Origin of the sequence: Lamprobacter modestohalophilus (genome assembly GCF_016583905.1) — a bacterium.
Taxonomy (GTDB): Bacteria; Pseudomonadota; Gammaproteobacteria; order Chromatiales; family Chromatiaceae; genus Lamprobacter; species Lamprobacter modestohalophilus.
In genome coordinates, this window is the sequence record NZ_NRRY01000003.1 from 254,493 (window position 1) to 268,668 (window position 14,176).

Annotated in this window: 15 protein-coding genes and 1 pseudogene; 10 read left to right on the forward strand and 6 right to left on the reverse strand. The window is 62.4% G+C overall.

What is annotated here, in order from left to right; genetic code table 11:
* Nucleotides 1-163: 163 nt before the first annotated feature.
* A pseudogene (locus CKO42_RS27850) lies at nt 164-331 on the forward strand (TonB family protein); the annotation flags it as partial.
* Nucleotides 332-379: 48 nt separating this feature from the next.
* Here CKO42_RS27850 and CKO42_RS03345 read toward each other — a convergent pair.
* Complete coding sequence (locus CKO42_RS03345) at nt 380-1,552, reverse strand: ATP-binding protein (RefSeq protein WP_200238737.1); 1,173 nt, start codon at nt 1,550-1,552, stop codon at nt 380-382.
* Nucleotides 1,553-1,701: 149 nt separating this feature from the next.
* On the opposite strand from CKO42_RS03345, the gene CKO42_RS27855 reads away from it, so the two are divergent.
* Entirely contained in the window at nt 1,702-1,920 is a 219-nt protein-coding gene (locus tag CKO42_RS27855) for a TonB-dependent receptor (RefSeq protein WP_200238742.1), read from the forward strand.
* Between the two features lie 110 nt (nt 1,921-2,030).
* Nucleotides 2,031-2,333, forward strand: coding sequence for a hypothetical protein (locus CKO42_RS03355; RefSeq protein WP_200238748.1), 303 nt, complete (start codon nt 2,031-2,033; stop codon nt 2,331-2,333).
* Between the two features lie 586 nt (nt 2,334-2,919).
* On the opposite strand, the gene CKO42_RS03360 is transcribed toward CKO42_RS03355, so the two are convergent.
* Nucleotides 2,920-3,801, reverse strand: a complete 882-nt coding sequence (locus CKO42_RS03360) for a MotA/TolQ/ExbB proton channel family protein (RefSeq protein WP_200238752.1) — start codon at nt 3,799-3,801, stop codon at nt 2,920-2,922.
* Nucleotides 3,802-4,019: 218 nt separating this feature from the next.
* On the opposite strand from CKO42_RS03360, the gene CKO42_RS03365 reads away from it, so the two are divergent.
* The 3 genes from CKO42_RS03365 (at nt 4,020) to CKO42_RS03375 (ending at nt 6,956) form a co-directional block, all read left to right on the forward strand.
* Nucleotides 4,020-6,125, forward strand: a complete 2,106-nt coding sequence (locus CKO42_RS03365; protein WP_200238757.1) for a TonB-dependent receptor — start codon at nt 4,020-4,022, stop codon at nt 6,123-6,125.
* Between the two features lie 166 nt (nt 6,126-6,291).
* Nucleotides 6,292-6,678, forward strand: a complete 387-nt coding sequence (locus tag CKO42_RS03370; RefSeq protein ID WP_274608875.1) for an ATP-binding cassette domain-containing protein — start codon at nt 6,292-6,294, stop codon at nt 6,676-6,678.
* Between the two features lie 107 nt (nt 6,679-6,785).
* Nucleotides 6,786-6,956, forward strand: a complete 171-nt coding sequence (locus CKO42_RS03375) for a hypothetical protein (RefSeq protein ID WP_200238761.1) — start codon at nt 6,786-6,788, stop codon at nt 6,954-6,956.
* Nucleotides 6,957-6,978: 22 nt separating this feature from the next.
* On the opposite strand, the gene CKO42_RS03380 is transcribed toward CKO42_RS03375, so the two are convergent.
* The 4 genes from CKO42_RS03380 to CKO42_RS03395 all read right to left on the reverse strand — a co-directional run bounded on the left by CKO42_RS03380 (nt 6,979) and on the right by CKO42_RS03395 (nt 11,587).
* On the reverse strand, nt 6,979-8,055 hold the full coding sequence (locus CKO42_RS03380) for an endonuclease (protein ID WP_242479078.1): 1,077 nt from the start codon (nt 8,053-8,055) through the stop codon (nt 6,979-6,981).
* Between the two features lie 193 nt (nt 8,056-8,248).
* On the reverse strand, nt 8,249-8,908 hold the full coding sequence (locus CKO42_RS03385; protein WP_200238769.1) for a potassium channel family protein: 660 nt from the start codon (nt 8,906-8,908) through the stop codon (nt 8,249-8,251).
* Nucleotides 8,908-10,404: a TrkH family potassium uptake protein gene (locus CKO42_RS03390; RefSeq protein WP_200238774.1), complete on the reverse strand. Its 1,497-nt coding sequence runs from the start codon at nt 10,402-10,404 to the stop codon at nt 8,908-8,910. The genes CKO42_RS03385 and CKO42_RS03390 overlap by 1 nt, the downstream gene beginning before the upstream one ends.
* Nucleotides 10,405-10,447: 43 nt before the next feature.
* Nucleotides 10,448-11,587 carry a glycerate kinase gene (locus CKO42_RS03395; protein WP_200238778.1) on the reverse strand — a complete coding sequence of 380 codons (1,140 nt, stop codon included), beginning with the start codon at nt 11,585-11,587 and terminating at the stop codon, nt 10,448-10,450.
* A 161-nt stretch (nt 11,588-11,748) separates the two neighbouring features.
* Here CKO42_RS03395 and CKO42_RS03400 point away from each other — a divergent pair, with 161 nt between their 5' ends.
* The 4 genes from CKO42_RS03400 (at nt 11,749) to CKO42_RS03415 (ending at nt 14,084) form a co-directional block, all read left to right on the forward strand.
* Nucleotides 11,749-12,537, forward strand: a complete 789-nt coding sequence (locus CKO42_RS03400) for a proteasome-type protease (protein ID WP_200238781.1) — start codon at nt 11,749-11,751, stop codon at nt 12,535-12,537.
* A 39-nt stretch (nt 12,538-12,576) separates the two neighbouring features.
* Complete coding sequence (locus CKO42_RS03405; protein WP_200238785.1) at nt 12,577-12,900, forward strand: hypothetical protein; 324 nt, start codon at nt 12,577-12,579, stop codon at nt 12,898-12,900.
* A gap of 111 nt (nt 12,901-13,011) precedes the next feature.
* Nucleotides 13,012-13,704, forward strand: a complete 693-nt coding sequence (locus CKO42_RS03410; protein ID WP_200238788.1) for a P-loop NTPase family protein — start codon at nt 13,012-13,014, stop codon at nt 13,702-13,704.
* A 68-nt stretch (nt 13,705-13,772) separates the two neighbouring features.
* Entirely contained in the window at nt 13,773-14,084 is a 312-nt protein-coding gene (locus tag CKO42_RS03415) for a hypothetical protein (protein WP_200238797.1), read from the forward strand.
* Nucleotides 14,085-14,176: the final 92 nt, after the last annotated feature.

The following is a 14,176-nucleotide window of genomic DNA, read 5'->3' on the forward strand; positions in this document are numbered from 1 at the left end:
GGGAGTCTGCAGTCGTCCCTCTCCCAGTATGAGCAGCTCCCGGAGCTGGCTGTCTAGCGCGGCCACATGGCGGATCGGCTGACCGGCACCTCGAACGGTGGGGCAAGCGGTAGTGATCAACGAGGTCGGTTGACGAAACGCGGGGTCAGAAGTTGTAGCTCAGCGTCGCCTTGAGCTGGATTACCGGGTCCAGCAAAGTTCCGGCCATGCGACACTGGATGCAGAAGTGCAGAAGATGAACGAACGCGCACAACCGCTACCGGTCATGCCGGACACCATGGACAACAGCACACTGGAATTGGTGGTGCCGATGCAGTTCTTCCTAAGATAACGGCCTGCTGGTGGTGGCCACCGTGCAGCTATCCCGTCTTCAGCAGGGTTACAGCGTCATTTCCGTGAAGTCTTCAAAGGTATCCGGCGTGACATAAATCGCCTCATTGGCGTGAGGAAATTGCTGGTAGAACGTTTCAAGTGCCTCGTCGTGGCGAAGCTTCGGCTCGCCATAGGTCACCTGAATGGGCGTCGCCCCCTGCGGCGTGTTGACCACAAAGTCCACTTCGCCCTTGCCTTTCCAATAGCTGATATCGGCGGTCTTGCGGCGCAATACCAGATAGACCAGGTTTTCAAAGTCCTTGCCCAGGTCCTGCCCGGCGCGGCTGCTGACGGCCCGACGCAGGCCAGTATCAATGGCGTAATACTTACGATTGTGCCGTGCCCGTTTGGCTTCGGAATAGGCAAAATAGGGACAACTGAATAGCAAATAGGCATCCTCACAGGCCTGCAGATAATGGCTGACGGTTTCTGGGCTCAATTGCACCGCACCGGCGATACGGCGCAAGCTCAATTCCGAGCCCACCGAATCCATGACCATCTTCGCCACCGCCTGCAAGGGCCGGCTCGATTTGGCCGATACCCGTTCACGAATATCCTTCTCGACGATATCCAGGAAATACTGCTGTAGCAGCCGCTCGGGCTGCGGAAACTCCAGCGCGGCAGGAAAGCCGCCCCGGCGGATAAACTGCTCCAGATCACCCGGTGTTGCCCGCTGCCTGAATTCCGATAGATCAAAGGGAAACAGCTCATGGCGCAAATGCCGCCCGGTCAGCGAGCTGGCCAGCTCGCCCCCCAGCAACTGGCTGTTCGAACCGGTGACCACAAAACAGTGGCCGCTATTCGTTTCCAGGCGCGTGTTCAGCCACTTCTGCCAGTCGGCTACGTTCTGGATTTCATCGAGAAAGAAGGTCAGCTTCCGTCGGCTGCCTTTGGTTGACAGCTCATAAAGTTGATCCAGCATCCTTGCATCCAGGTTATCCAGCAGACGTGGATCCTCAAAGTTGATGAAAACCGCCTGATCCTCGGCCAGCTGATTGGCCGCCATTAACTGGCGTAGCAGTGTCGACTTGCCGCAGCGGCGCACCCCCTGGATCACCGTGACCACTTCCGGCACAAGAACACAGTGCTCCGCGATGGCTCGTGGCACGGTGCCCGAGGGCTGGGCAGACCAGGCTGACCAGTCCGCCAGGATGCTGTGCAGGGTCGTGTTGTCCAACATCGGGTGCTCCATCATCAATATATGTCCATTTTGATGGACAAACCCAATATTGTCTAGTCAGCTGGACAAACGCCTTCCTCACCAAGTGTGCCAGAAAACGATGCGTTTATACGCAATTGCAAATCATTAACATTAATGGAAATGTAATCGTGTCCACATCATTGATACTTGGCATCAACACCGAGGAGGTCGACGGCTACTTCCTGCTCAATGGCCGGCTGAGCTACGCGCTACCGATGCTCGCCGAGGGCAGCGAGGTCTTCTTGGCGCTCGAGAACCTGACCAATAATACCGACTACGAATACCGTCCCGACTATCCCATGCCCGGCACCACGGCGATGCTTGGCGTGAATCTAGCCTTACGCTGAGTGGTGTCTGGTAAGTGATCCACAACGCGCCTTCTTTGACGAGCGTGCTGTCGGTTGGGAGCAGCGCTGCTATCCGCCCGAGACCCGCGCGCGGCTGTCCGAGCTGGTGGATGCGCTGGCGGACGGCCTGGCGCTGGCCGAGGGCCTTTCCACATTTCGCCGATGCATCACGGGCGCTGACTGAGATGGCGCGGGTGTCCCGTCCTGGTGGTCAGATCGTGATCGCGCATCTGATGGGCCGCGATGAGCTTCGGGCGCATCACGGACGCCATCATGCCGTTGCGCGCGATCTGCTGCCCGCGGTGGCCGAGATGCGGAGCCTGTTTGCGCATGCTGGGATCTCGAGTCTCGCGATCAGTGATCGTCCAGGGCTGTATCTGGCGCGCGGCATCGTCGGTGCGGGCGAGGGATGACTGGCATCATTGGGCGCGACGTCAGGCGGCTAGTCATACGCATGCCAATTTTGTAATATCGTTCGCTGTTGTTGGGGCGCGAAGCTGGACTGGAGACCGTGCCTTGCGAGCGCTGGCGACGCGCCTGGGCAGGATAGCGTTTGTGGCGATTGAGCCAGGAGGCGAGCCGACCGTAATAGCTAGCAGCGCTGGCCGAACCGCTGCCGCGACCAGAACCACTGCCAGAGCCGCTGCCGCTACTAGAACCACGGCCGCTGCCGGAGCTACGGCCGGCCCCCTGCGCGTCTTGACTCGCGCTGTGGCCGCTACCGCTCCTTGTCCCTTGGCCCTTGCGACTCCCTGATACAGAGGCGCCTGGCGGCTTGGCGGTAGGCGCTCGCGTTCGTGGAGGTGCTGGTGGATCGGCGTCACGCTTAGCAGCCGTGGTCGAGGCGTTGGGTTTTGGCTTCGGCTCAGGTCTGCGCGTTGGCTGTGGTTTGGGCTCAGGCTTGGGTTTGGCCTTTGCGGTTGGTGCCAATGGCGAGTCTGCAAGTCCATCGCGGCGGGATTCAGTCTTGGCGGATCAACCCTTACGCCCCGACTGCCATCAGGCTTGATTGAACGCAGCGCGGCGTCCCGCTTCGCCAGACGCGCCAACCGCGCTGATCGTTGGCCGCTGCTGCGCGGCTGCCGAGGGCTCATGCATGGTCTCGCTCAGCGAACGAGTGAAGATCCGCGTCACGGCATCCTCCATGCGATGCGCGCAACGCTCGACGCGACGCTCCAGCCAGCTATGCAACAGCACCACCGGGATGGCGACACTCAAACCGGCGGCGGTCGTCAGTAAGGCTTGCCAGATCCCGCCTGACAAGACTGAGGGATCGACCTGACTGCCCGACGAGGCGAGCTGCCGAAACGCCTCAATCATGCCGAGGACGGTGCCGAGCAGCCCCAACAACGGGCTCAGCGTGGCGATCACCTCGAGCGCACGCAACCAGCTGCGCAGTTGCTCGAGTTGAGCGCTTGCAGAGCGGGTGAGCTCCTCACGAAGCAGGTCGAGGCCAGCAGCGGACTGAGCCGATGCTTGCCGCAGCCCGCGAATCGCCTCAGCGACAAGGCGGGCACTCGGCTGCCGATTGTCTCCGATCGCCTGCAGTGCCGCATCCGCATCGCCTTGAGACCAGCAGGCGAGGGCGGTCTCGACCGGCTGCCGTGCATTCAAGCGCAGCCGTGAGAACTGCCAGAGCTTCGCCAGCACGATCGTCAGCGCGGTGACCGACATGATCGCCAACACCAGCAGCACCGGACCCCCATGGCCCGCCAGATCGATCAGCGGTGCGAGCGTCTCTTGCAGTGGTGTGATGTCGGCTGCTGCGTCTGGCACCACGGCAGCCGAAGAAAGGGACTCGGTGTCCTGCAGGTTGTGCAGCGCAGCATCGATCGCCGCGTCGTTGACTGTGGATGAAGTGTCGGTCTGCTGATCATTCATGGTCTGCGCTCAAACAGCCTCGCATGGCGACGGGCGGGTCGGGCTGACACCTGTTGGGCGTTCAAGCCGATCCCTTGATGGATGGCGTCCCACTCGTTGGAAAGCCAGGATCGCTAGGACGGAAAAGCAACGACTGTTGCATCGAGGTTGCTTGGTGTTTTATGTTATACCATCACGTTCACGCCCTAAACCCCTGCTGATCAATGAGGCCGAACCTGATGCACAAGGTCCATCGCACGTTCTTAGCGGGGCTGCTCGTCGGCAGTCCTGCCACGCCACTGCTCGCGCAACCGATGAACGACGATCAGGAGTTCTCGATTGAGCTCGATGCCATCGAGGTCACCGCCGGCGTGCCGGTGCCGGGCGATCCGCTGTTGCAGGCGGCGAACATTGCGGTGCTCTCCGGCGAGGATCTGCGTCGCCGCCAGCGGTTCACGCTCGGCGAGACCCTGGAGGCTTTGCCTGGCGTCGCCTCGATCACCGCCGGAAACATGGTCGGCAAGCCGGTGATTCGCGGCCTCAGCGGCAATCAGATCCAGGTGTTATCGAACGGCATCGGTGTCGATTATCAACAGTACGGCGAGCGTCATCCACCCAACATCGATCCCTTCCTTGCCGGGCGCATCGAGGTGGTGCGTGGCGCCTCCAGTCTGCTCTACGGCTCGGGTGCGCTCGGCGGCGCCATCGATGTGCAGGCGCCAGCCTTTGTGTTCATGCCCAAGGGTGAGAGCGAAGCCGTTGCCGATACGCTGTTCGTCTATCACAGCAACAATGGACAATGGGATACCGGCGCCAAGGCGCGCGCGAGCAGCGATCAGTTCAGCCTGGATGCCGGCATCATGGGCCGATCCGCAGGCAACCTGACGACCCCCAATGCCGCGACCGCCGCCGAGTCCGGCAATCCGAGCGATCCCAAGTTTACCGGCGAGCTTCCCTTCACCAACTTCGATCAGCTCAACGCTCAGTTTGGCGCTGGCGTGCTGACCGACTTGGGCGAATTCGGCGTGCGTTACAACCAATGGAATAACGAGAACAACTTTCTGCTGCCAACCGGCCAAGGCATCGGCCTGTGGCTGAACAATGACCAGCTCCAGCTGACGGGCGCCATGCCCTTAGCCTCCGGCTGGGAGCTGAAGCCGACCCTGTCCTGGCAGCACAACCTGCGTCGCGCCAATAGCCCCGGACAACTGCTGAGCGCGGGCTTTGATGGGACCATCCATCTCGAATTCGATCGCTATGTCGCCCGGCTCGAAGCCGTTCATGGTGCACTCGGACCCTTCGATGGCGGCACCCTGGGCGTCGAGTACAGTAACAAGATCCAATACTCGCGCGGGACCACGGTGCTCGCGCCGGGCGGTGAGGTCAGCAACCTGGCGCTGTTCGCCTTCGAGAGCAAGGACATCGGCGACTGGACGCTGCAAGCGGGGCTGCGTCATGACTGGCACTCCGTGACCGGGGATGCCGGCAAGACTCGGGCGCCGGTGAATTTCGTGGGCCGCGACTCACACGACTATTCGGTCTTCACCGGATCGCTCGGTGCGGTCTATCGCCTCACCGATCAAGTGGCGATTGCGTCTAATCTCGGCCGCGGCTTCCGCGCACCAAGCCTGTTTGAGCTCTATGCCGACGGTGTCCACGGCGGCGTGGCCGCGATTCAGGAGGGTGATCCCAACCTGGAGCCCGAGACATCCATCAACGTCGATCTGGGCCTACGCTGGAACACCCCCCGGCTGCAGGGCAGCGCGACGGTCTATCGCAACGCCATCAGCGACTACATCTATCTCCAAGATACCGGCCGGTCGCGCAATGGTCTGCCGATCTTCGCCTACCAGCAGGACGACGCCCTGCTGACTGGACTCGAGCTGGAAGCCAACTGGCAGTTGACTGAGCAGCTTGAGCTCAGCGGCACACTCGATCTGGTGCGGGGCACCAACGATCGCACCGACGAGGATCTGCCCTTGCTGCCCGCCGACTCACTGCGGCTCGAGGCGACCTATTGGTTCGCCGAGCGCGGACCGATTCGCGAGCCCTATCTGACCCTCGGCCTGCGTCATGCCGCGGCAAAAGACGCGGCACCCGGCGAGCCGTTCTCGCAGTTTGATCAGCTGCCGTTTGGGACCGCCTCGACCGAGGCCTACACGCTAGCGGATCTCGATCTGGGCTTTGCCTTCCGCGCCTTCGGCAACCGCTTGGCTCGGGTCGATCTGACGGTGCGCAATCTGTTCGATACCGAGTACCGGGATTTTCTCGATACCTACAAGGGCTATGCGCTGAGCCCGGGGCGTGATATCCGGCTCAGCTTGAGTGTGCCGTTTGGGGGGTGATCCAGTTGATCAGGCCAGCAGCAACGGCCGAAGCGATCGGCCAACTATTTGAGCAGGTGGGTAGTGCTACAGATATGTTGGTGTCGAGTAGATGATGCTATCCCTGTAACTGGATCATCGCGCCATGATTTCGAAAGACCTCCAGATCTAGAGCACTACCGCGCCGCTGAGCGGCCGGCGCGTCGGTCGCCTCAGTGGCGGCGAGCTGCAGAAGGTGGTGATCGCGCGCGCGCTGGTTCAAGAGCCACGGCTGTTGCTGCTCGATGAGCCGGTGAATCACCTCGATCTGCGCAACCAGATCGCGGTGCTGCGCAGCATTCGGGCGCTGACGCGCGAGCGTTCACTGATCACCTTGGTCGTGCTGCATGACCTGAATCTTGCGCTGCGCTTTGCCGATCGCTTCCTGCTGTTGGGACCGCGTGCAGCAGTCACCGCCGGCTGCATGGATGTGCTCGCATCCGAGGCTGTCGGCGCGGCCTATGGGATCAAAGTGATCCGAGGCGAGGTTGGTGGGCAGGCGGTGATGGTGCCTGTCGTCTCTGCTGCTTCATAGCGAACGGGCCAGCGTCGGCACCTTGCCGGTGCCAAAGGTGAAACAGTCATCCCCGGCCCAGCGTCGTGAGAAGCGATAGGCGATGACGCTGGCCCTGGGTCAGGCCTGTGCTGCCAGAGATCGTTTGGAACAGTCGGCGTCCACTGTCTGTGGGCGTTGAGGTCTATCTGGCCTCATCCTCCTGTGGAACTCCAGCCGAGGTGCGCTTTGCCGCTGCCGTGATCGAGGCGGTCAGTGACTGTGCGCTGTCGGTGCAGCGCGCGACCGACCCGCGCTGAGTACCCGCGCTGAGTCTCAGAATCAATCCGTCGACTCCACCACATAGCCATTCTCTCTTCCCTGCAGTCGCGCAATCCGCGCATGGCGTTTCAGCTCCCAGGCATCCACCGGATCAAGGTTGCTCCAGGCCTCGAACAACCGTTCATCCTGTCGCGAGAGCCGGAACCCATAGGTGTCGCGCATGTACAGCATGATTCGCGCGATATCGCCGCGTAGCGCATCCGGCGGCTGTACGCGCCGACCACCCGAATCGATCCGAATCCCGCAGTCGCCGTAGCGCTGGCCACCAGGCGCCATCCCCCAGCGATAGTCCCGTCGGTCCCCATTGATCATCCCTACGGCCGGGATCAGGTTCTGCAGATCGTTGTGCGCGGCAAGAAAGGTCTCGTCGACACGCAGACAGCACTCCCGCCCCGATAACAGGGCGCCGGCGGCTCCTCGGCAGGCGCGGTAGGCTTCGGGTTGGCGCCAGCAGCGGCGGAAGTTGCCGAACTGGGCGGCCGGGAAGACATGCTCGGCCTCGACGCGTCGGGCGCGGGCATTGTCTGCGTAGCCATCGAGTCCGCAACTGGCGAGGTCCACCGAACGCTTCCGGTTATAGGTGCAGCCGCAGTAAGCGGTGACCCGATGACCGCGATAGACCCGATCGTAGAGCAGTTCCTTGGCCTTGCTGAAACTGCCGGCCACATGGGGCAGATCGCCGCCGCCGGCTGGTAGCGTTGGGTGTGGCCACCAGTCACCAATCAGGTCGCCGATGAGATCACCGAACAGCGCGTTCGGGTCCGGCAGCAGATCACCGAGGCCGGGCAGCTGGATACCCAGGTCGATCCCGTCAGCACCCTGCAGCGCATCCGAGAGCAGGGCGCCGCCGGCGTTGACGAACTCCGCGCCGGTACTGCCTAGCCAATCACCGGCGACTCGCGTCAGATCGCCACCAACCTCCACCAACAGCGTCCGCACCTCGCGGGCGATCGCCATTGCACTCTGAGCACTCTGCGGCCAGTCTGCGGTGATCGAAACCGGAACGAACGAGACTGCCGAGATCAGCGCCAGGCCGATCGCCAGATCGCGCGTTTTGGCAACCACGAGGCGTAGCATGGCGAGCGCGCCACCTCGGACCGGTGGTGAGCGGCGACGGGGCTTCTCCCTGGAGGCGGTCGCGTTGGAGGATGTCGGACGGCTGCGCGAGCGGCCACGGCTGGCGCTAGTGCGAGGAGACGGATCGGCGGGACGGCGAGGCATAGAGGACTACGGCAATGGCAGGAGCTTGCGAGCCTACCAGAGCCGGAGGTCAGGCGCCGTTTGGTGGTCCGCCCCAGCGACGATGCAGCTTGTCGAGCTGTTCGTGGGCGCAAATGACGATGACTTCATCGCCTGGCTTGATGCGGCGGGTCTCTTCGGGCAGGCGAAAGCGCTCGCTGCGGTAGAGACAGACGATGCGCGTGCGCTCGGGTAGGTCCAGATCCTGAAGTGATCCGGCGTCGTCGTCGCTGACGGTGAAGCTGAACACCGCCGCGTCGTCGCGAATCACCGACGATAGCTCCAAGGATTTCTCGCCGACCAGCAGGGCGCGCAGATGGCTGGCCACGGCCTGGTTCGGCAGCACGGCATCCTCGAGTCCGAGCTCGTCTGTGATGTGCTGGAACTGACGCTCGTTGACCCGCGGCACGACGCGTGAGAAGCCGAGCGAGCGCCCGATGAGCGCCGCCAAGATGTTGGTCTGGTCCGACTCGAGCAGGCAGAACAACACATCGGTGTTTTCGGGCTCGGCGTCTCGCAGCACCACCGGCGAGGTGCCGTCACCGTGTACGAAGCCCGCATCCAGTCTCTCTGAGAGCTCGTCAATGCGCTCGCGGTCGCGCTCGACAATGATGACCTCATGCCCGTCACCGAGCAGCAGCTCGGCGGTAGCTACGGTGAGGGAATTGCTGCCGATGAATGCCGTTCGCATTAGAGCTTTCGCCTCCGCGCGATCCAGGTGGGTGGGTAGAACAGCACGAGCATGGCCAGGATCTCGACGCGGCCAAACAGCATGTCGCCAATGAGCACGGCCTTGAGCGCCGGCTCCAGGTCTGTCCCGGTGAGCCCCGTCGAGAGTCCGGCGTTGGCGATCGCGGAGACCACCTCGAACAGGCTTGGCAGCGGCGCATAACCATAACTCAGGAACAGTAGCCAGGAGAGCAGCAACAAGGCGAGCCAAAGACTCAGGAGCTGCAGCGCACCGGTGATCATGTCCGGCTGCAGGATGTGGCCATCTACGCGCGCGTGTAGCACGGCTCGCTCACCGATTGCGGTGCGTCGCAGGGCGAGCTGCACCAGCCGCAATAGCACCAGGAGTCGCACCAGTTTCAGTCCGCCCGCGGCAGAACCGGTGCAGCCGCCGATCGTCATCGATAGCATTAGCACGAGCTGGGCCGCTGGCGACAACGCCGTCATCTCCAGGGTGCTAAAGCCGGTGGTCGTTTGCGCCGAGACACCAAGCGCGACGCTGTGACCGAGCGCGGTCTGCCAGTCCATCCCTGGGCTCATACTAGCGCCCGGACCCTGCTGCCAGATCCAGAGCAACATCAGCAACAGCGTCGTGAGCAGTGTCGCCGCCAGCAGTGCGCGGACCTCCTCATCACGCCAGAGCACACCGAGCCCCTGCGATGGTATCCGAGCGTAGAGCGGTAGCGTCACTGCCGACAACAGGCAAACAGTCGTTAGCACCGCGACAGCGGCAACAGGCAGCGGTGCGAGGCTCGCGTCTGCCGGCGCGAAGCCACCGGTAGCGACCGACGCGAGTGCATAGAGCAGCGCATCGAAAGGGGCGGTCCCTGCGGCCCAGGCCGCCGCCAGCGCCAAGCCGCTGAGCAACACATAGACAATGAACACCGTTCGCGCATGCTGGCGTGCGCTGGCGCTAGAAAGCCGCTCTCCGGTGGTCTCGATCAGCCTCCGGGCGCTGGCGTGGTGCCGCATGATGAGCGCCACTGTCAGCACCGCGATGCCGAGCCCGCCGTACCACTGCATCCAGGCGCGGAGAAAGAGCAGGGCAGGGTCGATCTCCTCGACACCGCGCAGGACCGTGAGACCGGTAGTGGTGACCGCAGATGCGGTTTCCAGCAGCGCATCGAGCGGGCTGATGCCAGCCGCCATCATGGGCCAGACCATGCTCGCTGCTGCCAGCAAAAAGGCGAGCGCCGTGACCGCCAACGCCTCGTTCCACTGCAGGTCGATCCGCTGGAGATCGACGCCCGGCAGACGCAGCAGGAGCAGTCCGAGCGCACACAAGGCCAATGCGACAAACCCGAGCCGCTGGTATAGCGGTCCGCTGCCGAGCCCAAGCGCCACCCCTGCCGGCAGCAGCGTCAGCAAACCCAGCATCATCATCAGTTGCGCGAGCATCGCCGCCACCACCCGAACTCGGGCGGCATGCATGAGAGCTTGGACGGCGTGCTCGGCCATGTTGCTGAGTTGAAAGGCCCGATGGCGGAGGAATGCGTTAAGTCTAGTCGTCCGAGCCAATGAGGTAGCAGCGCAGCACCTGCTCCGTGGTTGCCGCGAGCAGTGAAGGACCTTGAGCCATGGCCTGCTCGAGGATCATCGGGCCAGGGCAGAGGCTGAACACGGCATCGATGCCGATCTGATGAAGCGCGGCGATACGCTCGCCGATGCTGCCGGCGATGGCAATGCAGGGGATGCCACGCGCCTTGGCGCGCTCTGCCACACCGGCCGGGGCCTTGCCGAAGGCGGTCTGGAAATCAATCTGGCCCTCGGCGGTAATCACGAGATCGGCTCCGGCAAGCTGCTCATCCAAGCCGAGGAGCTCTAGCACCAGGTCCACGCCTCGGCGTAGCTCCGCGCCCAGGAAGGCGTGCAGTCCGGCGCCCAAACCGCCGGCTGCGCCGGCGCCGGCCAGGTCCCTGACCTCGTGACCCAAGTCGGCGGCGATGCGATCAGCCAGATGGGACAGGCCGGCGTCCAGAGATCTGACCTGCTCGGGCGTTGCCCCCTTTTGAGGGCCGTAAACGGCCGCAGCGCCCGTGGGGCCGACCAAAGGGTTGTCGACGTCGCAAACGGCCTCGCAGCACACTTTGGCCAAGCGCGGATCGAGCCCGCTGGCGTCGATGCGGTGGATCTGCCCCAGAGACCCGCCCACCGGTGCCACCGCCTCACCAGCAGCATCTAGAAAACGCACTCCGAGGGCTGCGGCCATACCGATACCGCCATCGATGGTAGCGCTGCCGCCGATGCCGACCACGATGCGCTGAGCCCCCAGGTCCAGGGCGGCACGGATCAGCTCGCCGGTACCATAGGTCGTGGTGCGCATTGGATCACGGTGTTCGGGGGCGAGCAGGGCTAGGCCGCTGGCGACGGCCATCTCCACCACCACGAGCCCTTGGGACGGGACATAGCATAGGGCGGCCTGGACGGGCTCATGCAAGGGGCCATGCACGCTGAAGACTCGCGCTTCGCCATTCAAGGCATCGATCAGGATCTCTGCGAGACCGTCGCCGCCGTCCGCAACCGGGATCTTGCAGACCTCCACTGCCGGACAGGCAGCGCGAACCCCCTGTTCCATGGCCAGTACGGCCTGCATGGCGGACATGCTGCCTTTGAAGGCATTGGGTGCCAAGACGATCTTCATCGGAGCATCCGCAGTTGCAGAATAGGACGACAATCATAGATCATCGACGGCTGCCTGAGAGGATGCTCCCGAGCGGCTGACGGGATGGAGCCACTTCGGCAGTCCCGAATGGACTCGACTCCCGCCGGCGGCGCCTTCGAGACGATTGAGATCGTACCAACATGACCTACTGCCTTGGACTCGTCGTCAACGCCGGCTTGGTGCTGGCCTCTGACTCACGCACCAATGCGGGCATCGATTATGTGACCAGTGTCAGCAAGCTGCATGTGTTCCAGCCGTCGCCAGACCGACTGTTCGTCTTGCTTTCCGCCGGTAACCTTGCCTCGACTCAGGAGGTGCTGAACCTCATCCGCCGCGATCTGGATCAGCCGCCGTCTGGGCTCAGCCTGATGTCAGCGAGTTATCTGTTCGAGGCGGCCGACTATGTGGGCAGGATCAATCTCGCGGTGCAGTGCGACCGTGGGCCTGCGCTCGCCGCGCATGGCGTCAGTGCGGAGACGACGCTGATCTTGGGTGGCCAGATCGCAGGGCAGCCGCCGGGGCTGTTCCTGATCTACCCGCAAGGCAACTACTTTGCCGCCTCGCCCGAGACGCCCTATCTGCAGATCGGCGAGAACAAGTACGGCAAGCCGGCGCTAGACCGCATTGCCCGACCCGAGCTGTCACTGGAGGATGCCGCGCGGCTCTGTCTGGTCTCACTCGACGGCACCTCCCGTTCCAACGTCACCGTTGGCCCACCCTTCGAGGTCGCGATCTATCCCAGAGACAGTCTGGCGTTGAGCTATCGGCTCAAGCTGCCGCAGGATTCGCCGTTGCTTGCCCAGATGTCCCAGAGCTGGAACGCGGGTCTACGCAAGGCCTTTGAACAACTGCCGCGGTTCGATTGGGAAGCGCCACCAACAGCGGACGTGCCGGAGTTGCAGACCGGCGCACTGGCGGCAAGCTCTTGATGCGAAAAACGATGACTTGGACTATTGGTGAGTGTCGGTATGGCTAGGAAACACGATGAGTTTACGTTCCTCGATGTCTTGTACAGGGTGTGTGATGCCCTCTGTGAGGGGGAGAGTCGAGAGTTCACCCGCGACAACGGCGTCACCCGCTTTCGTCGCGACAAGGACAACGTCTTCTTTGTTGAAGGCCCCTTTGTCGCCGTCAGCTTGAGTCTTCCGAGTGTGCGGGTTTCGATGAATGGGATTTCCGACCAAGATGGAAAGCCGCTAGAGGTCGATAAAGACGACATTGCCGGATTGACCGGAAGACTCATCAACCTGGATTACGAAATGGTACAAGCCAAGGTCCTGCCAGCGGCTTGATTCGCATGCGATCTGCTGCTGAAACTGTTGCCGGGACGCTCCACAGCGAGATCGGCGCCGGGCAGTTCGAGCCACTTTGTCTTCATCATCATTAGGTACGGGGTATATGGCATGAGTCAGATGCATTTCATTGGCGGCGAAAAGGGCGGGGTCGGCAAGTCGGTCCTGTCCCGGCTGCTTGCCCAGTATCATATCGACCAAGATCTGCCTTTCCGGGCCTTCGACACGGACCGTTCACATGGCGCAATGCTGCGGTTCTACGGGGACTACACCACCCCCATCGCGCTGGACGATTTTTCCAGTGCTGACCAGCTGATGGAAGCCGCGCTGGAGCAAAACCAGAACGTGCTTGTGGACTTGGCCGCCCAGACCTCCCGACCCCTGTTCCAGTGGATGGATGAGAATGACCTGTTCGGGTTAGCAGCGCAGGAGGGTATCGGCGTCATCCTCTGGCACGTGATGGACGACGGCGCTGACGGCATCGGGCTGCTAGAGCAGTTATTCGAGCAGCTCCCAAGCGGTGCCCGCTATGTGGTGGTCAAGAATCTTGGCCGTGGCAAGGACTTCTCCAACTTCGAGGCTTCGCGAGCACGCGAAAGCGCAACTGCGCTGGCTGCCCCGGTCATCGATCTGCCTGAGCTACACGCCACCACGATGCGCAAGGTTGACCACGGCAACCTAAGCTTCTGGGCCGCGGCCAACAACGCGGAGGCTGGGCTGGGGCTGATGGACCGCCAGCGGGTCAAGGTCTGGATGCGCAAGGCCTATCGGCAGTTCGACGCCATCGCTGAGTCCATCGCCTAAAACAGGCTGCATTGCCTGAGATAACGATGGCCATAATGATTGACGGTATTTAGCCAGAGGTAGAAGCAATGGAATTGAAGCTGGACCGCGAGAAGTTTGATGAGCATCAGGCCATATTCATCGCTGAGATTGTCGAAAAAATCAGAATAAAGGTTCAAGAGGCGGGCTTGCATGGAGAAGCTTTAGAGGCGCTCACAGCGAGTATCGCCTTTAGTATCGCCAGCACCATTGACGATACCTCGGGGATAGAACGTGACGGTATTGAGGTGAAGCCCTATTTGACGTTCCGCACAAGTGACAAAGAACTCGTTCATTGCGGCGAAAATGCCTACACTTACGAGTTTGTTCCTGGCGTCTTAAGGTCGCTATTTGAAGACTAAAGACGGCCTCTCCAAGACAATGCCCGGGCAGGTCCATTCGCTGCTGCACGGCTCCTGTCGAAAGTCGCATCACCTGGGCAAGAACGGGTTGG

Excerpts from the sequence above, each read along its gene's own strand:
- CKO42_RS03345 (WP_200238737.1), bottom strand. The coding sequence starts at position 1,552 with ATGTTGGACAACACGACCCTGCACAGCATCCTGGCGGACTGGTCAGCC.
- CKO42_RS03355 (WP_200238748.1), top strand. The coding sequence starts at position 2,031 with ATGCGCTGGCGGACGGCCTGGCGCTGGCCGAGGGCCTTTCCACATTTC.
- CKO42_RS03360 (WP_200238752.1), bottom strand. The coding sequence starts at position 3,801 with ATGAATGATCAGCAGACCGACACTTCATCCACAGTCAACGACGCGGCG.
- CKO42_RS03365 (WP_200238757.1), top strand. The coding sequence starts at position 4,020 with ATGCACAAGGTCCATCGCACGTTCTTAGCGGGGCTGCTCGTCGGCAGT.
- CKO42_RS03380 (WP_242479078.1), bottom strand. The coding sequence starts at position 8,055 with ATGCTACGCCTCGTGGTTGCCAAAACGCGCGATCTGGCGATCGGCCTG.
- CKO42_RS03385 (WP_200238769.1), bottom strand. The coding sequence starts at position 8,908 with ATGCGAACGGCATTCATCGGCAGCAATTCCCTCACCGTAGCTACCGCC.
- CKO42_RS03390 (WP_200238774.1), bottom strand. The coding sequence starts at position 10,404 with ATGGCCGAGCACGCCGTCCAAGCTCTCATGCATGCCGCCCGAGTTCGG.
- CKO42_RS03395 (WP_200238778.1), bottom strand. The coding sequence starts at position 11,587 with ATGAAGATCGTCTTGGCACCCAATGCCTTCAAAGGCAGCATGTCCGCC.
- CKO42_RS03400 (WP_200238781.1), top strand. The coding sequence starts at position 11,749 with ATGACCTACTGCCTTGGACTCGTCGTCAACGCCGGCTTGGTGCTGGCC.
- CKO42_RS03405 (WP_200238785.1), top strand. The coding sequence starts at position 12,577 with ATGGCTAGGAAACACGATGAGTTTACGTTCCTCGATGTCTTGTACAGG.
- CKO42_RS03410 (WP_200238788.1), top strand. The coding sequence starts at position 13,012 with ATGAGTCAGATGCATTTCATTGGCGGCGAAAAGGGCGGGGTCGGCAAG.
- CKO42_RS03415 (WP_200238797.1), top strand. The coding sequence starts at position 13,773 with ATGGAATTGAAGCTGGACCGCGAGAAGTTTGATGAGCATCAGGCCATA.